Here is a 20,862-nt window from a genome sequence, read left to right as displayed (position 1 = left end):
AAAATTTTTACAATTTTTTTCCTATTACGACCCGTTGTACCTAGACCGCCGTATCGTTCCCTGTACAAATGCCTGCAAGGACAAAACAGCAGGCAGAAAGCCTGAAAGCCCTGCCTGCTTCGGATAAAACTCACTTCTCCCTCTTTGGCAAAGAGAAGACGTCCAAAAATTGTTTTGCCAAAACACCGTATTCGTGGTGTTCCAAAATGTACGCTTTGCCCCGCGCCCCCATCTTCTGGAGCTGGTCCTGCGGCGTCTCCGCAAGCTGGATGGCCGCCTTTGCAATCGCCGCACTGTTTTCCGGTTCAATGGAAATTCCGCACGAAGCATCCGCCACCATATCGTTGCCCGCGTCTATGGCAAAGATGACCGGCTTCCCCGCCATCATATAGTCCATAAGCTTGTTGGGGCTCACGCCAAAGCGGAACAGCGGCTGCCGCTGCAATCCCACATACAGGGCGTCAAACTGCGCCAAAAGCTCCGGCACTGCATCGCGCTTGACCGCCGGCAACAGTTCTACATTTTCTTCGAGGTGGAGGTCCTTGACCTTCTGAATCAGGCGGTCGCGTTCCGGGCCCTGCCCCACCAGGATGAGTTTGATCTTCTTTCCTTGAAGAGCTTTCCCTGCCTCCACAAAGCTGTCCAACCCATTGGCAATCCCGTGGGCGCCGGTATAGCCGATCAGGAACCAACCGTCGCGGTGGTACTGTCCAAGTTTGTCCGCATAAACCGGAGGATTGGCAGGCTCTTTCTCCCAATCCTCTTTTACGATCCCGTTGGGGATATACACAAACTTTCCGCCGGCAAGGCCATGCTCCTTCATATGGCCTTCCGCGCACGGCAGCAGGGACACCACATAGTCGCTATGTTTATAGCAGTAATTCTCCGCCATCTGCATCAGAACAATATAGGGATGGTGCGGGCTCATCCCGCCGAGCTCGATAGGGCTGAGTGGCCAAAGGTCGTGCACCTCGTAGATCAGCAGGGCGCCGGACTCCTTCGCGATCTTGCGGGCGGGATAAATATCCAGCGGATATGTCGAGGATGCGATCACCGCATCGGGCTTGCCCTGCGCCGCGATCTGTTTGCGGTACTTTTTCAGCCCATGGAGGAAGGAGAGCATATTTTTTATGCGCCCCAAGCCGTTCCCCTGGTAGGAAGGCCCCGCAATCCAAAAATACCGGATGCCGTCGTGCATCTCCTCCATGGTCGCTTGCCCGCGCATATCGGGATTCTTCGTGCGCAGATGGGAATAGGAACTCGCCACAATGGTGACATTGTGCCCGGCCTCCACCCAGCGCTTCGCCATAAAATACGGCCGGTATTCCATGCCGTGTTTATCGGAACCGGCATAATGGTTGATATAGACGATATTCAAATGAAACTCACTCCGTCTCTCTTTTCAATGCCTCTGCGATTTTCTGGCTGGCCTTCCCATCGCCAAACGGCAGCTTCCCGCGCGCCGCTGGGTCGGGCACTGTGTGCAGCGCCTTTTGCAAAATATCCTCCGTGGTCAGATCTGCGAGCACATTCCAGTTTCCGTCCAGCGTCTCCACCCATTCCGTCTCCTTGCGCAGGGTGATGCACGGGACCTCCATAAACCAGGCTTCCTTTTGCAGGCCGCCGGAATCGGTCAATACCTGGCAGGCGTTGGAGGTCAACAGGAGCATCTCCAAATAGCCGACCGGGTCGATCAGCTGAATGTTGTGGAACCCTTCCTGGGCAATCGCCTGTTCCGCCAGCTTGCGTGTGCGCGGATGGATCGGGATCAGCACCCGCTGGGGAAGCTGCTCAAATGCCCGGAAAATGCGAACAATCGCTTCCAGGCCGCCGTCCGTGGTCTCTGCGCGGTGCAGCGTGGCCAGGCGGTACTGCTTGGGCGCAATGCCAAGCGCTTCAAAGATCGCTGTCTTTTGTGGGTTGCGGCGCGCCACCTCGAGGAAGTGCAGCACCGAATCCAACATCACGTCTCCTGTGAGCTGAACCCCCTGCACGATACCCTCTTTTTTCAAATTGTCCACAGCGGTCTGCGTGGGGCAGAACAGCCAGTGGGAAATATGGTCGGTCAATACGCGGTTCTGCTCTTCCGGCATCCGCATGTTGTACGAACGCAAGCCCGCTTCCACATGGGCCACCGGGATGTGCAGCTTAGAAGCCGCCAGCGCTCCCGCGATTGTGGAATTGGTGTCGCCATACACCAAAAGCACATCCGGCTTTTCCGCAAGCAGGACGTCTTCGATCTTCATCAGCATTTCGCCGGTCTGGTGGCCGTGTGTGCCGGAACCGACACCCAAATTGTAAGCAGGCTTCGGGATTCCGAGCTCTTCGAAAAACACATCGGACATGTTGGCGTCATAGTGCTGGCCGGTGTGCACGATCTTTTCTTCACACACGCCCTTTAAGGCCTCCGAAACCACCGCCGCTTTGATAAACTGCGGGCGTGCGCCGACTACCGTGATTACTTTCATGGTTTACCCCCTGTGCCAACGCACGTCGGAATCCTGCATATCCAGCGTGGAAAACTCCAGATCGTCGAATTTGACCGGCTGGCCGGTCTTTTGGGATTTATAGGCAGCCAGGATGATCTTCATCGCCTTGATTGCCTCCGTGCCGCTCACCAACGGGTCCACCCCATTTTCAATGGCGTGGATGTAATTGGCGTACAGGGGCGTATGGCCGCTGCCGTAGACGTCCTTCGGGTCCGTGCCATTGATCTTTGCCACTTCGTCGTCCTGCGGGGCAGGCGTTTCAAAGTTCCAAGTCTGCACGCGGTTGACCGCAAGGCCGCCGATGACCGCCGTGCCGGTCCCACCGAAGATGGAAAGCGTTTCCTCCAAATTTTTCGGATACACGCAGGCGGTCCCTTCCACGATGCCGATCGCCCCGTTCTTGAAGCGGATCAGGATCGCGCCGAAGTCCTCCGCCTGGATGTCGCGCAGGAAATTGCCGGTCATCGCCATGACCGTATCCGGCTCCCCGCCGAGGCTCCACTGGAGCAAATCGATGTTGTGAATGCACTGGTTCATCAGCGTGCCGCCGTCCTGCGCCCAGGTACCGCGCCACGGGGCCTGCTCATAGTACGGCATTGTGCGGTTCCAAAGGATGCGCGCTGTGCCGTTGACCAGCTTTCCAAAACGGCCGTCCTCCAACGCCTTGTGCAGCTGCTGGATCGGTGCGTTAAAGCGGTTCTGATGGCATACGCCCAAGGTGACCTTGTGCGCCTTTGCCTCCGCGATCATCTTTTCTGCATCAGCGGTGGAGAGCGCCATAGGCTTTTCCACCAACACATGCTTTCCGTGCTGGATGCAGTAGAGGGCGATCTCCGCATGGTATCCGCTCTCCGTCGCAATCGCACAGCAGTCGATCTCCATCTCTTCCAGCATCTTTTTATAGTCCGCATAGACGGCAGGGCGCACGCCCATCAATTCCTCGTACTGAGCTGCCTTCTGTTCCGCGCGCTCCGTCACCGGGTCGCAGACGGCAACCAATTCACAGATGTCTTTATTTTCAGCCGAAGCAACAATATGATTTTTCGAAATACGGCCGCAGCCGATGAGGGCAAAGCGAAGTTTATTCATTTGATACCATCCTCTCGTATTCGCAGTAGTTACAACGGAAATTTTGCATAGAACGCTTCTAAAAGCCTCTAAACACATGTTGGAAAAAATTCCCCCGTCGCGAAAACGGGGGAATTTTGCCAATCGTCAAACCTTACAGCAGCTCAATGTTGGAGCGGTCCTTCACATCCTTCATCGCATTGCGGGTGTCAAAAATTTCCTTGCTGCACTTCTGAATGCGGTCGTAATCGAAGCACGCATGCGCGGTGCAAATAATCACGATGTCCGCCGCTTTCAGCATATCGTCCGTGAGCTCCTTGGCGCCCGTATGCACAACGCCCTTGTGCTTATACTCCGGGATATACGGATCATAGAACGTCGTAACAGCGCCCTGCTCGTTCAGGCGGTCGATCACATTCAGCGCCGGGCTCTCGCGATAGTCGTCGATGTCCGACTTATAAGCCACGCCAAGGACCAGCACTTTTGCGCCGTTCATGGCGATCTTATTCTTGTTGAGGACCTTCATCGCACGATCCACTACATACTCCGGCATGCCGGTGTTGATTTCACCGGACGTCTCGATCAGACGGGTGTGATAGTCGTATTCACGCGCCTTCCAAGCCAGATAGAACGGATCGAGCGGGATGCAGTGCCCGCCGAGGCCCGGGCCCGGATAGAACGCCTGGAAGCCGTACGGCTTTGTCTTTGCCGCGTCGATCACTTCCCAGACATTGATTCCCATGCGGTTGCAGATGATCGCCATCTCATTGGCCAGGCCGATGTTAATATTGCGGTAGGTATTCTCCAGCAGTTTCTCCATCTCCGCTACCGCCGGGGAAGAAACCTCGTAGACGCCGCCCTCCAGGACATTGCGGTACAAAGTAGCCGCCACCTCTGTGGAATCCGGTCCCACGCCGCCGATGACCTTCGGCGTATTCTTCGTCTTATACTGCTTATTGCCGGGATCAACGCGCTCCGGCGAGAAGGCCAGATAGAAGTCCTCCGTGCATTTCAAACCGGTGGCCTCCAAAATGGGCTTCAAGAGCTCTTCCGTCGTACCGGGATAGGTGGTGGATTCCAAAATGACCACCATGCCCGGATGCAAATATTTTGCAACAGACTCGGTGGAACCCTTTACATAGCTGATGTCCGGCTGCTGGTACTTGTCCAACGGGGTCGGAACACAGATGGCAACCGCGTCCACATCTTTGATAAACGCGAAATCGGATGTGGCGGAAAGCTTCCCGGACTCCACAACCTCTTTGAAAACATCGTCCACGATGTCTCCAATGTAGTTATGTCCTGCATTGACCAAATCTACCTTCTTGCTTTGTACGTCAAAGCCAATGGTCTTGTAGCCGGACTTGGCGAACTCCGTCGCAAGAGGCAGGCCCACATAGCCCAGGCCCACAATACCGACCACTGCGGTCTTGTTTGCAATTTTATCCAGCAGCTGCTTTTTTACATCAGACATCTTTCATACCTACCTTATTTTAAATTCTTTCTATTATCAAAGGCTTTTGATCGTATCACAGATAAAGTCGACCTGCTCCTCCGTCAGATAGCCGTGCATCGGCAGGCTGAACACGCGTTCACACAGCGCCTCGCAGACCGGCAGATCGCCTTTCTGATATCCAAGGGATTCATAAACCTTTTGCAGATGCAGCGGGATGGGATAATAGATCATCGTCGGGATTTCCTTCTCCTTTAACCCTGCCATGATTGCATCGCGGTGCGCTCCATCCTTTGCCTGCGCCGTATAATACCCACAGCTGGAGAAGTATCCATCCAAAACCTTCTGCGGCTCCACCACGCCCTCCAGCTTCTCGGAGTAGCGCGCGGCCATCCGGTTGCGCACCTCGATTTCGCCGTCCAAGGCGCGGAGTTTCGGAAGCAGAATCGCTGCCTGCATGGTATCCAGACGAGCGTTCAATCCGAGGCGCACATTTTCATATTTGTAGGAGCCCTTTCCATGGACGCGGATGGAAACCAGCTTCTGATACATCTCTTCGTCGTCGGTAAAGATCGCTCCGCCGTCGCCATAGCAGCCCAGCACCTTGGCCGGAAAAAAGCTCGTCGCGGAGACGTCGCCGAAGCAGCATGCGCGCTTCCCGTCGATCGCGCCGCCAAAGCCCTGCGCGGCGTCCTCCATCACCAGAAGGTGGTGTTCCCGGCAGATCTCTTCAATCTTGGGAAACTCCGCCGGTTGGCCAAAGAGGTCCACTGGGATGACCGCCTTTGGCGTGAGCTTTCCCTCCCGGAGCACGCGCTCAATCTGCTCGCTCAGGGAATTGGGGTCCATGTTGAACGTATGCGGATCAATATCGCAGAACACCGGCGTCGCCCCGGTCAGGCTGACCACTTCCGCCGTAGCGAAGAAGGTAAAGCCCGGCACAAACACCGCGTCGCCCTCGTGGATGCCCCAAGCCATCAGCGGCATCAGCAGGGCGTCCGTCCCGCTGGAAACCGTTACGCAGTATTTCCGGCCGGTATAGGCGCAGAGCGCCTTTTCCAACTCTTCCACCTGCGGCCCGGAAATGAAGTGACAGCCTTCGATCACCGAAGCGATCCCCGCGTCAATCTCTTTTTTTAAATGCGCATATTGCGCTTCCAAATCGTTAAAAACAATCTTCTGCATTTATTCGGTTACCTCCTCAAGGCCGTCCGGACCTTGGCGATACTTTCTGCCGCACTTGGGGCAACGGAGCGCTTCATCCAGCGTTTCCCCACATTCGCAGGCCCATCCGCGCTGTCTGGCCGGGACGCCCATCATGATGGCATGATCGGGCACATCCTTTGTGACCACGCTTCCGGCTGCAATAAACGCATGCCGGCCGATGCGGTGTCCGCACACGATGGTTGCATTTGCACCGATGCTGGCGCCTTCGCATACCGGCGTCTTGAGATAGAACTGATGTCCCGCCTGCGGATACTTGCAGCGCGGCCGCTGCACATTGGTAAAAACCATGGACGGCCCGCAGAACACATAGTCGCCCAGCTCCACCCCGTCGTATACGGAGACATTGTTCTGAATCTTGCAAAAGTTCCCGATCTTCACCCCAGGCGCAACAAAGACGTTCTGCCCCACTGAGCAATGTTCTCCGATGGAGGCGTCCTGGCTGATGTGGCAGAAGTGCCAGATCTTTGTCCCTTCCCCGATCTGGACGTTCTCGTCCACACATGCGCTCGGGTGAACAAAAAATGTGTCGTTTGCGGTATTCTCCACGAACAAGCCCCATTCCTTTTCAGCAGAAAGAACCCGCCGTTTTTTCCTATTTTACCCGATTCTTCCCGCCTTTTATTCCCTAACATTATATCTCGAAGGCCCTTTTTAGTCAATCTTTCGCCATGCAATTAGTGTTGACAATAGGTATCAATCGTATTATGATTTACACGTAATTATTAGTAAAACCGTATATTGGGCGTAAAATATGCAGTGTGGCGCTGTGGTTCCCCGTAAATTTGCAGGAAAATCCACAGCGGACTGCACGTCAGACAGCATGCCCATATTTTGTGAGAAAAAGAGGCAATCGATTCATGAGTGATTTTCAGAGAAGGGACGACTTTATCCCCTATAATGTACCGGACATCACCGACGCAGAAATCAACGAGGTCGTGGAAACGTTGAAATCCGGCTGGGTCGCCAAAGGCCCCCGCACCAACCGGTTTGAGCAGGAATTCGCCGGTTATCTCGGCGCAAAACACGCTGTCGCCATGAACTCCTGCACGGCGGCGCTTCACATTGCGTTGCTTGCAAAGGGGATTGGCCCCGGCGACGAGGTCATCACCACCCCGATGACGTTCGCCTCCACCGCAAGCACCATCATCCATACAGGAGCAACGCCTGTATTTGCCGACATCGACTACCGAACCGGCTGCATCGACCCGGATGAGATCGAGAAAAAGATTACCTCCCGGACAAAGGCCATCGTTCCCGTCCATTACAGCGGCCAAGTCTGCGACCTGGACCGCATCTATGCGATTGCGGACAAGCACGGCCTGTTTGTGAGCGAAGATGCGGCGCATGCGCTGTGGAGCCGCTACAAGGGCCGTCTGATCGGCAACAAACTGCAGGGCGCGGCCTCCTACAGTTTTTATGCCACGAAAAACCTCTGCACGGGCGACGGCGGTATGCTGGTCACCGACGACGACGAGATCGACGCGCGCGCACGGATCCTCTCCGGCCAGGGGATGAGCCACAACGCCTGGAACCGCTATGCAAAGGGCGGCTCCTGGAAATACGATATTGCAGAACCCGGCTTCAAGTACAACATGTTTGATATTCAGGCGGCCCTGGGTCTGGTCCAGCTCTCCCGTTTGGAGGAAATGCAGGCCGCCCGCCTGAAGATTGCCGCCAAATATCAGGAGGCGTTCGGGAAGATCGACGCATTGGACCCGCCGTTTGTCCCGGATTATACCACCCACTGCTGGCACCTCTATGTGCTCCGCATTGTACCGGAGTTGCTGACCATCGACCGCGACCAATTCATCGTGGAACTCAACGAGCGCAACGTCGGCACAAGCGTGCATTTTATCCCGGTACACAACATGTCGGCTTATCAGAAGCGTTTCGGCTTTGTGGACAGCGACTTCCCGATGGCGCAGAAGCATTTCGAACGGATCATCTCCCTCCCGCTCTATCCCACCATGACGGACGAGCAGGTGGATTATGTTATCGCAGCTGTAACGGACATTGTAGAAACCTATCACAAATAAACCTGAGCAAACTGACAGAAGCCATGTGGAGAATATCCACATGGCTTCTGTTTATATCTTGGAGTCTTCAATCCTCTGTAGAAAAAGCTGATGAACGGCCGGATTCCCGGTCAATTCGGGATGGAACGCAACCCCGATTTGATTCCCATACCGCACGCCAGCGGCTTTGCCATCGATCTCCACCAGGACTTCCACGCCCGCGCCCATCGCTTCGATGGAGGGCGCGCGGATAAACACCAGCGGAAACGGGCCGATTCCCTTTATATCCGCCGTTTGGGAAAAGCTCCCGAGCTGCCTCCCATAGGAATTCCGCTGCACCGTGACCGGCAGCGTTCCAAAATAGGTATGTGCATCGTTGGCAATCTTCTCCGCCAAGAGAATCAGGCCAGCGCAGGTGCCCAGGACTGGAAGCCCCTGGGCAATCCGCATTCGCAAATCTTCCAAAAGGCCCAATTCCCGCAGGAGTTTGCCCATCGTCGTGCTCTCTCCGCCTGGAAGGATCAGGCCGTCAAAGGGCTGTTCCAGATCCCGCTTTTGGCGGATTTCAAACGGCTCGGCATCCAATTTTTGCAGCATGGCGATATGCTCCGCAAACGCCCCCTGCACTGCCAACACGCCAATCCGCATGGGTTACCGTCCCCTCTCCGCCATCAACACTTCGATCTCCTGCTCATTGATTCCGACCATGGCCTCCCCCAAGTCTTCGGAGAGCTTTGCCAGCTGGTCCGCATCCTGATAATTTGCCACCGCCTTGACAATGGCCGCTGCCCGCTTGGACGGATTGCCGGATTTAAAAATCCCAGACCCTACAAACACGCCTTCCGCGCCGAGCTGCATCATTAGCGCGGCATCCGCCGGGGTCGCCACGCCGCCCGCTGCAAAATTGACGACCGGGAGTTTGCCGTGGCTATGGACAAACTGGACCTGTTCATAGGGGACTTGCAGCTCCTTGGCCGCTTCAAAGAGTTCCTCTTCGCGCATCGAAGTTAAGCGGGCGATCTCTGCGTTCATCCGACGCATGTGGCGGACCGCCTGCACAATGTCGCCGGTTCCGGGCTCGCCCTTTGTGCGGATCATGGACGCTCCTTCTGCAATCCGGCGGAGCGCCTCCCCCAAGTCCCTGGCGCCACAGACAAAGGGCACTTGGAATTTCGTCTTATCGATGTGATAGACATCGTCCGCCGGGGATAAGACTTCACTTTCATCGATATAGTCGATCTCAATCGCCTGCAATATCTGCGCTTCTGCAAAATGTCCAATCCGGCATTTGGCCATGACGGGGATGGACACCGCTCCCTGGATGCCTTTGATCATCTTTGGGTCGCTCATGCGGGAGACGCCGCCGGCCGCGCGGATATCCGCCGGGATGCGCTCCAGAGCCATCACCGCGCAAGCCCCTGCCGCTTCTGCAATCTTCGCTTGCTCCGGCGTTGTGACATCCATAATCACCCCGCCTTTGAGCATTTGGGCAAGCTGTTTGTTCAATTCGTAACGGTCGTTCTGCATATGACTTCCTCCTATTTCATACATCGCATAGAGAAGCACACACGCTGTTGCGAGGGCTTCCCCGTTGGAGGAAATATGTTTGCAACCATATTTCCCGATGACCCGGCGCCAAAACTCCATCCGATGGAACAAGGGCTTTCCCATGTTGTTTTTCATTATAATTACATCTGTATCTTTCACAATATCCAATTTGTGCAATTTTAACCAGGTCAATTTGGCGATAAAAAGAAGAGGGTCACTGTCAATCAACAGCAACCCTCTTCCAGAAAAGCGGTTTAGAATTAACCGATAATGGCTTCGCCGTCTACCGTACCGGTCAAGCCTGCGGCATTGGCCTCGTCCGTATCAATATGCACCGCCAAGCCAGCCGTCTTGCTGACGCGCGCAATCACATCGCCGAAGATCAACGAGCGGCCATTGTAGTCCAGCTTGATCTGGATCGCCTGGCCATCGGTCACCCCAAAGACCTTTGCGTCGTCCGGCGTAAAGTGGGCATGGCGCTTTGCAACGATGACGCCCTTATCGACGGTGATTTCGCCCTTCGGCCCGATGATCTTGCAGCCCGGCGTGCCCTCCAGATCGGCGGACATGCGCAGCGGCGCATCGATGCCCAGAGTACGGGTCTCCGTCTTGGAGATCTCGATCTGCGTCTCCGGACGGACCGGTCCGAGGATGGACATCTTCAGCGAACCCTTGGGGCCAACCACTTCCACTTTCTCTACGCAGGCAAACTGGCCCGGCTGGGACAGATCCTTCTTCGGTGTGAGAGCATAACCTTCTCCAAACAGAATATCCAAATGCTCCTGCGTCAAATGCACATGACGCGCGGAAGTTTCTACCATAATTTTCATAGCATCCATCTCCTAAATCTTATTAAATAAGCAGCTTGCCTTTTAAAGCAATGGGTTATGGCTTTATTGTACCGCAGGACGCAAGAAAATTCAACGGAATTCCCTTCTTTTCCTGGGGAATATTTCGTGCTATAATAATTTGAAACATACGAAATGGAGTGGAAATCCATCACAGAGGGAGGAAAAGCATGTACCAGACGTGGGATGAGTTGGAGGCCGCCTGCATGGGATGCCAAAAATGCGGTTTGTGTTCCGGGCGGACCAACCTGGTGTTTGGCGTTGGAAACAAAAAAGCAAAAATCCTGTTCATCGGTGAAGGGCCGGGCGAACAGGAGGACCTAAAGGGGGAACCGTTCGTCGGACGCAGTGGACAGCTTCTGGACAAGATGCTTGACGCCGTGGACTTGAACCGCCAAAAGAACATCTATATTGCGAACATCGTGAAATGCCGTCCCCCACAAAACCGCGATCCCCTCCCGGAAGAGCAGGAAACCTGCATCGGCTGGTTGCGCAACCAGGTCTACCTCATCCGCCCGAAGATCATCGTCTGCCTCGGCCGGATCGCCGCCATGAAGCTCATCCGGCCCGACTTCAAAATCACGCGGGAACACGGCGTGTTTACCGAAAAAAATGGCGTCTGGATGATGGCGACGCTGCACCCGGCCGCGCTCCTGCGCAACCCCAGCAGCAAGCCCGGCGCATTTGAAGACTTTTTAAAATTGCGCGAGAAGATCGACGAACTCGGTATCCCGCTGGAATAACAACGCTGCGGAGGGCCGTCCAATGCATGGGCGGCCCTCCGTTTTTATGCGCTATTCTTTTTCTGGTTTGTGAGCGTTCTCACAGGCGTTGCAGTGCGAGCAGCCGGAACAGTTGCCACAGCAGGTGTTCCGATGCTTCCAAGCGTAACGCGCTGCAAAAACCACCAACACAAAAATCACCGCAAGAATGACAAAATCAATCGCATGCATACAATCGTCCTTTCGATGTCACACAAACAGCAGCCCGATATGATAGACGATAAAGGCCACCACCCACGCGACGCCGGTCTGCAAAAACACCACGCCGACCGCCGCTTTGCCACTGTTCATTTCACGCCGGACCGCGCTGATCGCCGCGACGCACGGGGTATAAAGCAGGGTAAATACCAAAAAGGAAATCGCAGTCAGCGGCGTAAAGATGGACGAAAGGGCGGCCGACATATTTGCCGTATTCGAGCCCGTCAGGACGGCAAAGGTGCTGACCACCGCCTCCTTTGCGCTGAATCCCGTGAGCAATGCGGTGGAGGCGCGCCAATCGCCAAAGCCAAGCGGCGCAAAAATGGGAGCAATCCAACGGCCGATCCCCGCCAACATGCTGTCATCCCCTGCGGAAACGGGATTTAAACGGACGTCAAAGCTCTGCAAGAACCAGATGATGATGGTCGCAACAAAGATCACCGTGAAGGCGCGGGTCAAGAAGTCCTTCGCCTTATCCCACAGCAGCATGCCGACGCTCTTGGGGCTGGGCAGCCGGTAGTTCGGAAGTTCCATAACAAACGGCACGGGCTTGCCGTGGAACAACGTCCTTTTCAGAAGTAACCCCATCAAAACACCGACGACCATCCCCAACACATAAAGCCCGATCATCACCAGGGCGCGATACTTGGGGAAAAACGCCATCGTAATCATCCCATAAATGGGAAGCTTGGCCGAACAGCTCATAAACGGTGTGAGCAGAATCGTCATCTTCCGGTCCCGCTCGCTGGACAGGGTCCGCGTCGCCATAATCGCGGGGACCGAGCAGCCGAATCCAATCAACATCGGAACAAAGCTTCTTCCGGAAAGGCCGATCTTGCGCAGGAGTTTATCCATGACAAACGCCACACGCGCCATATAACCGCTGTCCTCCAAGATAGAAAGGAAGAAAAACAGCACCACAATCGTGGGAATAAAGGAGAGCACGCTTCCCACACCCGCAAAAACGCCGTCGATCACCAGGGAATGCACCACGGGATTAATCCCATAAGCGGTGAGCGCATCGCTGACCACATTTGTGACAAAATCAATGCCCTGGGAAAGCAGGTCGCTCAAGAAGCTGCCGATAACCCCAAAGGTCAGCCAGAAGATCAGCAGCATAATCAAAAGGAAGATCGGAATGGCCAAGTATTTGTTGGTCAGAAGGTTATCCATTTTTACGCTGCGCGCATGTTCCTTGCTTTCCCCGCATTTTACCACACTGTCGGCGCAAAGGCGGTCGATAAACGTATAACGCATATCGGCCAGGGCCGCTTCACGGTCGGTATCGAGCTCGCGCTCCATTTCGGTGACGGCGTGCTCCACCATATCCTTCTCGTTGTCCGAGAGGTTCAAGGCGTTCAACATGGGCTCGTCGCCCTCCACCAGTTTGGTGGCAGCAAACCGAGACGGCGTCTGGATGCGTTCCGCGTGGTCCTCCACAAGGTGCGCAATGGAGTGGATCGCCCTATGTACCGCGCCGGAACAAAAATCTTGGCGCCGTGGATATTGGCGGTTTTGCGCGGTCCGCACAGCGGTCTCGATCAATTCGTCAATGCCCTCGTTTTTGCTGGCCGAGATCGGGACCACCGGCACCCCGAGTTCCTCCTGCAATTTGTCAATCTTAATGGTCCCGCCGTTCGCGCGGACCTCGTCCATCATATTGAGGGCGATTACCATCGGGATATTCAACTCAATCAGCTGCATACTCAAATAAAGGTTGCGCTCGATATTGGTTGCATCCACGATGTTGATAATCCCGTCCGGTTTATTTTTTAAAAGGAAGTCGCGTGTGACGATCTCTTCGTCGGTATAGGGCGACAGGGAATAGATTCCTGGAAGGTCTACCACCGTAGCGTCCTTATAGCCACGGATCACGCCCTCTTTGCTCTCCACTGTGACGCCGGGAAAATTTCCGACGTGTTGGTTTGAGCCGGTCAACTGGTTAAACAGGGTCGTTTTTCCGCAGTTTTGGTTTCCAGCCAATGCAAAAATCACGGTTATACCTCCTCCACTTCGATGTTCTTCGCATCTTCGATGCGGAGCGTCAACTCATAACCGCGCAAATGCAATTCAATCGGGTCCCCCATGGGCGCTACCTTGCGCACCATGACTTCCGTATGCGGCGTCAATCCCATGTCCAGCAAACGGCGGCGCAAAGCCCCCTGCCCATTTACCGCAAGAATTCGGGATTTTTGACCAATTTTCAATTCATCCAACGTCATATTCCCACAATCCCTCTCTCCTGAATCGTATACCATCGGCAAAAGTTAGCCTATGCTATCTTTTTTATTATAATCCCTTCCTAAAAAATTTGTCAAGACACACGTCATCGAGATTCCACAATGCTCTATACAAATTCTTATGCAAAATGCCCCTGTGCTGTCGGAAAACAGCCCAGGGGCACCGTTGCTTTTTTCTATTGGCCGGAACCGTTACAACTCAATTCCATCCAGAACCTTGCGAAGCGCGTCGGCAGAAGCCATCAGTTTGCGCTGCTCCAAGCCGTTGAGCGGAATATCCAAAACGGTCTCTGCACCGTTGCGCCCTACCACGGTAGGTACGCCCATGCACACATCTTCCAGCCCATAATGGCCGCAGATCAGGCTGGAGATCGGCAAAATGGAGTGCTCATTCCGGATGATGCTCTCGCAGATTCTGCGCACCGCCATGGCGATGCCATAATAGGTGGCGCCCTTCTTCTCAATGATCTCATAGGCGCTGTCGCGCACATCGGTGTAGATGCGCTCCATGGCCTCCATATGGTTGTAGTGGCCGCGCAATTCGCAGAAATGGTTTAAATCCACGCCCGAGACGTTCGCACTGCTCCAAACCGCCAGCTCGCTGTCGCCGTGCTCGCCGATGATAAACGCATGGATGCTGCGGCTATCGACCTGCAAATGCTCGCCCAACAGGTATTTCAACCGCGCTGTGTCCAGCACGGTTCCGGAGCCAATGACCCGGTTTGTCGGGAACCCGGAGAGCTTCAACGTCACATACGTCAGGATGTCCACCGGATTGGAAACCACCAGCAGAATCCCCTCCGTGTTGCGCTTTACGATCTCCGGGATAATGCTCTTAAAAATCTTCACATTTTTATTGACCAGGTCGATACGGGTCTCGTCCGGCTTTTGCGCCGCGCCCGCCGTGATGATAATCAAATAGCAATCGGCCAGGTCGTCATAGGTACCGGCATAGATTTTCATGGGACGGCCAAAGGGAAGGCCATGGCTGAGGTCGGTCGCTTCCCCCTCCGCCTTTTGCTGGTTGGCGTCGATCAACACCAGTTCCGAAAATAGTCCGCTCTGCATCAGGCTGAACGCGGAGGTCGCGCCCACCGCACCACAACCGATCATCGCTGCTTTTTGAATGTTTACCATTAAAGCTCACTCCTTTACATCGTCATTTTTCTATGGATCATTCCTCATTCTGGGAAAGCAAAAACACCGTTGCGAAATACGGGGATCTCCCTTCCATCGGAAAGGATGCCGTCGATTTGCATGTCCGGACTGCCGAACATAAAGTCGCAATGCTCCTTGGATTGATTGGCGCCGGCGGCCTCCAATTGTTTGCGGTCCATCGCCGCCCCACCCTCGATATTTTCCGGGTACGATGCGCCCAACGCAAGATGGCAGGAGGCGTTTTCATCGAACAGGGTTGTCAGGAATAATAATCCGGAACGTGAAATGGGCGAATCGTCCGGCACCAGCGCCACTTCGCCGAGGTAAGCGCTGCCCTCATCAAATTCCACGAGATTCTTTAGCACATCTTCGCCCTCGCTGGCGCCGTATGCGCAGACCTTTCCATCGCGAAAATCGAACCAGAAGTCGCGGATCATCTTTCCCTGGTAATTGAGCGGTTTTGTTGCGTAGACGCGCCCGTTTACATGGCATTTATCCGGGGCGGTGAACACCTCCTCGGTCGGCATGTTCGGAACGAATACCGCGCCGTTGTCTGCACGGGAGCTTCCTCCCTCCCAGATATGCCCCTTGGCCAGACCGACCGTGAGGTCGGTGCCGATACCGTTCCGGAAGTGCAGCGCCTGGAAATGATAGGCATTTAATTTGCGGCTGTTTTCCGCTAAACGGGTAATGTGCGCCTGCCATTCCGCGACAGCGTCGCGGTTTCCGCCAATCCGCACCCCAGCGAGGACGGCGTCCCAAAGCGCGTCCAATGCCGCCTGTTCCTCCAATTCCGGGAACACTTTTTTGGCCCATGCAATGGACGGCACAGCCACAATGCTCCATTGCCCATGGTTTGCCATGGTGTAATATTCAAATTTCTCAAAGGCAAGCTCCTCTGCAACGCGCACAGCCTGAAGCTTTTCTCCGGGAATCTCCGCCAGCAGCCCCGGTGTGCTGGACTTTATGTGCAAAAAACAGCAGCGGCGGTCAATGTCATCCTGCTTCTGCTGGATCCGCCAAGGGGCTATAGAAGCCATCGACGATTGTTCTTCGTATTCATAGCGCAGCTTGTCCGTGTATTCATCCGTCCAATTGACGCGGACTTCCCCCGCTCCGGCCCGGTAAGCCTCTTCCACGCAAAGGCGGGCAAAGAACGCGCAGTCCACAGGGGACGCCAAAACCATCAATTGTCCCGGCTGCACGTTTACCCCGACCCGCACGGCCAACTCCGCATATTTCCGCAATGTATCTTGCGTAACCATTCTGCATCCTCTTTTCCTTATATCCAAAGCCGGTTTTGGAAAACCGCTTTCGTTCGCTCATAATCGCTCTCTTTTCGCACAAACTTCTGTAGACAGCGATCTCTGTATGAATCTATCATATCCGATTCGCAGGCAAAATACAACTAGGCGCATGCTTGGATTTGGGCGCACCTCCTCCAAACCCATTCGGTCAATTTCAGCCAAACCTGTTCAAGTTACCCGTTAGTTTTCACAGAATACACCGCGTTATCTTTGTAGATTGTTTGTTTTGCATAACTCATCCGTTCGTTTTTCGTCATGTTTTTGATCGATTTCAATTGACTTTGACTGATATTGACTGTATTATATGAACAAAGGAAGTGATCGAAATGTTGACAGAAGAACGGTATGCCGCCATTCTCAAACTTCTGGAGGAAAAAAAGGCCGTATCGGTTTTGGAATTGACGGAACTCCTGAACAGCTCGGAATCCACCATCCGGCGCGACCTGACGGCGCTTCACCGGATGGGAAAACTGACCAAGGTCCACGGCGGGGCCACCTCTATCAACGGCGTCTACCAGATGACAGAGGACAAAACCTCTGTCCGCCACAACCTCCATGTGGAGGAAAAGAACCGCATCGCGCAATGTGCCGCCTCCCTGGTACATAAGAACGATTTTGTGTTCCTGGATGCAGGCACTACCACCGAGCGGATGATCGACTACCTCCATGAACAGGACGCCGTCTATGTGACGAACGGAATTGTCCACGCGCGGAAGCTTGCGGAAAAAGGGCTGAAAGCTTACATCCTATCGGGAAAGATCAAGGCGGTCACGGAGGCGATTGTCGGGACGGAAGCCGTGCACAGCCTTCAGCGGTATCATTTTTCCATCGGCTTTTTCGGGACAAACGGCATGCGCGCCGGCGATGGATTCAGTACGCCGGACATCGAAGAGGCCCGCGTGAAAACCGAAGCCATCCAGCGCTGCAACAAGCGCTATGTGCTGGCGGACCCCTCCAAATACAATCAATTGTATTCGGTCATCTTCGCGGATCTATCCCAAGCCGCTGTTATCACAACTGCTTTACCGGATAAACAACTCCGCTCCCACACGACCGTGATTGAAACAGACCTTGGAAAGGAGCAAACGTCCTCATGATCTATACCGTAACATTCAACCCCTCTCTCGACTACATTGTAAAACTCCCCACCCTGGAACTTGGCAGCGTCAACCGCACAGCAAAAGAGGAGCTCTATCCCGGCGGTAAGGGGATCAATGTCTCGATCGTCCTGCGCAACTTGGGGGTTGAGAGCACAGCACTCGGGTTTATCGCCGGTTTTACCGGAACTGAAATCCAGAGATTGCTTGACGCCTGCGGCTGCCGCAACGATTTCATCCAGGTCCAGGAAGGGTTTTCGCGGATCAATGTCAAAATCAAAGCCGAACAAGAGAGCGAAATCAACGGACAGGGCCCGCGTCTCAGTTCACAGAATTTACAGGACCTGTTCTCAAAACTGGAGAACCTCTCCGATGGCGACGGCTTGGTCCTGGCCGGAAGCATCCCCAACACCCTGCCTGCCGACATCTACGAAAAAATTTTGGAGCATCTACAGGGCCGGAACATCCATGCCGTGGTGGACGCCACCGGGGAATTGCTTCGGAATGTCTTAAAATACCAGCCCTTCCTGATTAAGCCCAACAACCACGAATTGGGTGAACTCTTTGGGCAGCACCTTACGACGGACGAGGCCATTATCTCCCACGCGCAAAAGCTTCAGCAGATGGGTGCGCGCAACGTCCTGGTTTCCATGGCGGGCGACGGAGCCATCCTGGTGGATGAAGGCGGCGGCATCCACAAGCGTTTGCCCCCGCAGGGCCATGTGGTCAACTCGGTTGGCGCGGGGGACTCGATGGTCGCCGGATTCCTTGCCGGTTATCTCTCTTCGCAAAACTACGAAACCGCGTTTCAGACCGGCCTGGCCGCCGGCAGTGCCTCGGCCTTCCAGGAATGGCTGGCCAGCGGCGATGACATCCGGGCGCTTTTAAAAACCATGTAATAGCTTGAGATTTTTAATAGGAGGACTTGTTATGCGTATTACGGAACTTCTGAACAAAGACGCAATGGATCTGAATGCCACCCCCAAAAGCAAAGCGGAGGCAATCGACCTCCTGGTGGACCTGATGGTGCGGTCTGGAAATATACTCGACAAGGAAGAGTACAAAAAATGCGTTTTAAAGCGTGAAACCATCGGTTCCACAGGAATTGGCGAGGGGGTCGCCATTCCCCACGCGAAAACCAAAGCGGTCAAAAGCGCGGGCCTTGCCGTGATCGTCGTCCGCGACGGCGTGGACTTTGACTCCCTGGACGGCGAACCGGCCAAATTGTTCTTCCTGATCGCCGCGCCGGACACGGAGGACAATATCCATCTGGACGTTCTGGGGCGTCTGAGCGTCCTGCTGATGGACGACGATTTCCGCCAGGGCCTGATCGACGCAAAGGACAAAGAAGAATTTTTCCGTTTGGTGGACGAAGCCGAAAACAAGAAGGTAGCGGAAACGGAGAAAAAAGAGGAAGAGGCGAAAAAAGCTGCACCGGGTACTTACCGCATCCTCGCTGTAACGGCCTGTCCGACCGGAATTGCCCATACCTACATGGCGGCGGAAAGCCTGGAGGAAAAGGCCAAGCAGATGGGCGTGACCATCAAGGTGGAAACCAACGGTTCCGGCGGCAAGAAAAACGTCTTGACGCAGGCAGAAATCGCGGCTGCGGACGGAATCATTGTCGCTGCGGATACAAAAGTGGATATGCCCCGTTTTGACGGCAAGCCGGTCGTTCAAACCCAGGTGTCCGACGGCATCTCCCGCCCGCAGGAATTGATCCAGACCATCCTCGACGGTAAAGCGCCGGTTTTCCACGCACAGGGCGGCCATGCCCAGGCGGAAACCGGCACCGCGAAGGAGGGGATCGGCCACCAGATCTACAAGCATCTGATGAACGGCGTCTCCAACATGCTTCCCTTTGTCATCGGCGGCGGCATCTTAATTGCAATCGCCTTCCTTCTCGACACCATCCTAGCCCCGGGCGGCGACCCGGCCAACTTCGGCATGAATTCCCCGGCGGCGGCGCTCTTTAAGACCATCGGCAACGCGGCGTTTGGCTTTATGCTGCCCATCCTCGCGGGCTTCATCTCCATGAGCATCGCGGACCGCCCCGGACTGGCGGTAGGATTTGTGGGCGGCGCATTGGCCAACGCCGGCGGCTCCGGTTTCCTCGGCGCATTGATCGCCGGCTTTATAGCCGGGTATTTGATGCTCGGCCTGGAGAAGCTCTGCGCCAAGCTGCCGAAATCTCTGGAAGGAACCAAGCCGGTCCTGATCTATCCCGTGGTGGGCATCCTGGCGATTGGCGTCATCATCCAGTTTATCATCAATCCTCCTGTGTCAGCGCTGAATCTGTGGATCAGCAATGCCCTGGCCAGCTTGAATGCAACCAGCGGCGTCATCCTCGGCGCGATTGTCGGCGGCATGATGAGCATCGACATGGGCGGACCGTTCAACAAAGCGGCTTATGTATTTGGCACAGCCTCCCTCATCAACGCCGCCGGCGACCCGGTCTCCTCCGGCGTTATGGCTGCCGTGATGATCGGCGGTATGGTTCCGCCGCTTGCCGTTGCCCTGTGCACTACGTTCTTTAAAAACCGCTTTACCGAAAAAGAGCGCCAGACAACCGTTACCAACTATATTATGGGCTTCTCGTTCATCACAGAAGGCGTTATCCCCTTTGCCGCTTCCGATCCGCTGCGCGTCATCCCGTCCTGCGTGGTCGGTTCCGCTGTGGCCGGTGCGCTCTCCATGCTGTTCGGCTGTACGCTTCCGGCGCCGCACGGTGGAATCTTCGTGTTCGCTGTGGTCCAAAATTGGCCCATGTACCTGGTATCCCTCTTGATCGGCTCCGTCGTCGCCATGCTCCTCTTGGCCCTGCTGAAAAAGCCGATCAAGGAAGGGCGCTAATTTCCAACGGCTCGCTTTCCAGGAAGGAGAGCAAATTGTAAAATTGGGCCGCTTTCAGCCTTTCTGTACTTTTTCCAATCCCCTGCAAAATCCCGGTGGGAATCCCTTGACCCAGCCCAATTTTCCTTCTATAATAAGAATAATAACAGGTCCCTCTGGGCATCTTGTGAGCCATTGGAACCAATTGATAGACAAGGAGATATTTAAGATGAAGGAATTTCAGTATGTCATCACCGACGCGGAAGGCATCCATGCAAGACCGGCAGGATTGCTTGTCAAAAAGGCAAAGGAATTTGCCAGCACAATCACGATCAAAAAGGACGACAAAAGCGGAGACGCCAAAAAGATCTTCTCCGTCATGGGTTTAGCGGCTAAGAAGGGTGAGACCGTCACCGTATGTGTGGAAGGTGCAGACGAGGATACGGCTGCTCCCGCACTGGAGGCATTCTTTAAGGAAAACCTGTAATCTTTTATAGAAAAATAAGCAGCTCTTGGGAATTCCCAAGGGCTGTTTTTTGTATGGCCCTTTCTCCGCTTGAATGCGATGGCAGCCAGCCAACCATGCGCTTGATTTCCGGA

At 54.8% G+C, this 20,862-nt stretch carries 20 protein-coding genes; 6 read left to right on the top strand and 14 right to left on the bottom strand.

Translation table 11 applies throughout. From position 1 onward, the window contains the following. Positions 1–130: 130 nt before the first annotated feature. The 6 genes from I2G69_RS01765 to I2G69_RS01740 all read right to left on the bottom strand — a co-directional run bounded on the left by I2G69_RS01765 (position 131) and on the right by I2G69_RS01740 (position 6,783). On the bottom strand, positions 131–1,378 hold the full coding sequence (locus tag I2G69_RS01765; RefSeq protein WP_195560095.1) for a glycosyltransferase family 4 protein: 1,248 nt from the start codon (positions 1,376–1,378) through the stop codon (positions 131–133). A 7-nt stretch (positions 1,379–1,385) separates the two neighbouring features. Further along, positions 1,386–2,468, bottom strand: coding sequence for a non-hydrolyzing UDP-N-acetylglucosamine 2-epimerase (wecB, locus tag I2G69_RS01760; protein ID WP_195560094.1), 1,083 nt, complete (start codon positions 2,466–2,468; stop codon positions 1,386–1,388). A gap of 3 nt (positions 2,469–2,471) precedes the next feature. Next, the gene (locus I2G69_RS01755; RefSeq protein WP_191362200.1) at positions 2,472–3,578 is read right to left on the bottom strand and encodes a Gfo/Idh/MocA family protein; all 1,107 of its coding nucleotides are present in this window, start codon (positions 3,576–3,578) and stop codon (positions 2,472–2,474) included. Between the two features lie 133 nt (positions 3,579–3,711). Beyond that, positions 3,712–5,031, bottom strand: a complete 1,320-nt coding sequence (locus I2G69_RS01750; RefSeq protein WP_087232983.1) for a nucleotide sugar dehydrogenase — start codon at positions 5,029–5,031, stop codon at positions 3,712–3,714. Between the two features lie 36 nt (positions 5,032–5,067). Then, positions 5,068–6,195, bottom strand: coding sequence for a DegT/DnrJ/EryC1/StrS family aminotransferase (locus I2G69_RS01745; protein ID WP_195560093.1), 1,128 nt, complete (start codon positions 6,193–6,195; stop codon positions 5,068–5,070). Then, entirely contained in the window at positions 6,196–6,783 is a 588-nt protein-coding gene (locus tag I2G69_RS01740) for an acyltransferase (RefSeq protein WP_087233089.1), read from the bottom strand. 311 nt (positions 6,784–7,094) lie between these two features. Between I2G69_RS01740 and I2G69_RS01735 the strand changes: the two genes are divergently transcribed. Further along, complete coding sequence (locus I2G69_RS01735; RefSeq protein WP_087232977.1) at positions 7,095–8,273, top strand: DegT/DnrJ/EryC1/StrS family aminotransferase; 1,179 nt, start codon at positions 7,095–7,097, stop codon at positions 8,271–8,273. A 51-nt stretch (positions 8,274–8,324) separates the two neighbouring features. On the opposite strand, the gene pdxT is transcribed toward I2G69_RS01735, so the two are convergent. From pdxT to I2G69_RS01720, 3 genes are all read right to left on the bottom strand, one after another. Continuing rightward, positions 8,325–8,900: a pyridoxal 5'-phosphate synthase glutaminase subunit PdxT gene (pdxT, locus tag I2G69_RS01730; RefSeq protein ID WP_195560092.1), complete on the bottom strand. Its 576-nt coding sequence runs from the start codon at positions 8,898–8,900 to the stop codon at positions 8,325–8,327. Positions 8,901–8,903: 3 nt separating this feature from the next. Beyond that, positions 8,904–9,779: a pyridoxal 5'-phosphate synthase lyase subunit PdxS gene (pdxS, locus tag I2G69_RS01725; protein WP_191395288.1), complete on the bottom strand. Its 876-nt coding sequence runs from the start codon at positions 9,777–9,779 to the stop codon at positions 8,904–8,906. Positions 9,780–10,060: 281 nt separating this feature from the next. After that, complete coding sequence (locus I2G69_RS01720; RefSeq protein WP_191521024.1) at positions 10,061–10,630, bottom strand: PduL/EutD family phosphate acyltransferase; 570 nt, start codon at positions 10,628–10,630, stop codon at positions 10,061–10,063. Between the two features lie 188 nt (positions 10,631–10,818). On the opposite strand from I2G69_RS01720, the gene I2G69_RS01715 reads away from it, so the two are divergent. Then, positions 10,819–11,391, top strand: coding sequence for a uracil-DNA glycosylase (locus I2G69_RS01715; RefSeq protein WP_087232969.1), 573 nt, complete (start codon positions 10,819–10,821; stop codon positions 11,389–11,391). A gap of 51 nt (positions 11,392–11,442) precedes the next feature. On the opposite strand, the gene I2G69_RS14495 is transcribed toward I2G69_RS01715, so the two are convergent. From I2G69_RS14495 to I2G69_RS01690, 5 genes are all read right to left on the bottom strand, one after another. Beyond that, positions 11,443–11,601: a FeoB-associated Cys-rich membrane protein gene (locus tag I2G69_RS14495; protein WP_191362205.1), complete on the bottom strand. Its 159-nt coding sequence runs from the start codon at positions 11,599–11,601 to the stop codon at positions 11,443–11,445. Positions 11,602–11,619: 18 nt separating this feature from the next. After that, positions 11,620–13,623: a ferrous iron transport protein B gene (feoB, locus tag I2G69_RS01705; RefSeq protein WP_195560091.1), complete on the bottom strand. Its 2,004-nt coding sequence runs from the start codon at positions 13,621–13,623 to the stop codon at positions 11,620–11,622. A gap of 2 nt (positions 13,624–13,625) precedes the next feature. Continuing rightward, the gene (locus I2G69_RS01700; protein WP_087232960.1) at positions 13,626–13,850 is read right to left on the bottom strand and encodes a FeoA family protein; all 225 of its coding nucleotides are present in this window, start codon (positions 13,848–13,850) and stop codon (positions 13,626–13,628) included. Between the two features lie 210 nt (positions 13,851–14,060). Then, complete coding sequence (locus tag I2G69_RS01695) at positions 14,061–15,005, bottom strand: L-lactate dehydrogenase (protein WP_087232957.1); 945 nt, start codon at positions 15,003–15,005, stop codon at positions 14,061–14,063. Between the two features lie 44 nt (positions 15,006–15,049). Next, on the bottom strand, positions 15,050–16,291 hold the full coding sequence (locus tag I2G69_RS01690; protein WP_195560090.1) for an aminopeptidase: 1,242 nt from the start codon (positions 16,289–16,291) through the stop codon (positions 15,050–15,052). Positions 16,292–16,659: 368 nt separating this feature from the next. On the opposite strand from I2G69_RS01690, the gene I2G69_RS01685 reads away from it, so the two are divergent. The 4 genes from I2G69_RS01685 (at position 16,660) to I2G69_RS01670 (ending at position 20,749) form a co-directional block, all read left to right on the top strand. Then, positions 16,660–17,430 carry a DeoR/GlpR family DNA-binding transcription regulator gene (locus I2G69_RS01685; protein ID WP_191395285.1) on the top strand — a complete coding sequence of 257 codons (771 nt, stop codon included), beginning with the start codon at positions 16,660–16,662 and terminating at the stop codon, positions 17,428–17,430. Beyond that, a complete protein-coding gene (gene pfkB, locus I2G69_RS01680) occupies positions 17,427–18,329 on the top strand; it encodes a 1-phosphofructokinase (protein ID WP_191395284.1) in 903 nt (300 codons plus the stop codon). Before I2G69_RS01685 ends, pfkB begins: the two co-directional genes overlap by 4 nt. Before the next feature lie 31 nt (positions 18,330–18,360). Continuing rightward, entirely contained in the window at positions 18,361–20,283 is a 1,923-nt protein-coding gene (locus I2G69_RS01675; protein WP_191395283.1) for a PTS fructose transporter subunit IIABC, read from the top strand. Between the two features lie 208 nt (positions 20,284–20,491). Further along, positions 20,492–20,749 (top strand): HPr family phosphocarrier protein, encoded by a 258-nt coding sequence (locus tag I2G69_RS01670; RefSeq protein WP_087232942.1) that lies wholly within the window; start codon positions 20,492–20,494, stop codon positions 20,747–20,749. The last annotated feature ends 113 nt before the right edge of the window (positions 20,750–20,862 follow it).

Source organism: Anaeromassilibacillus sp. D41t1_190614_C2 (assembly GCF_015558525.1).
Lineage (GTDB): Bacteria > Bacillota > Clostridia > Oscillospirales > Acutalibacteraceae > Anaeromassilibacillus > Anaeromassilibacillus stercoravium.
Note: the sequence above shows the minus strand (reverse complement) of the source record. Positions and strands in the feature narration are given on the sequence as shown.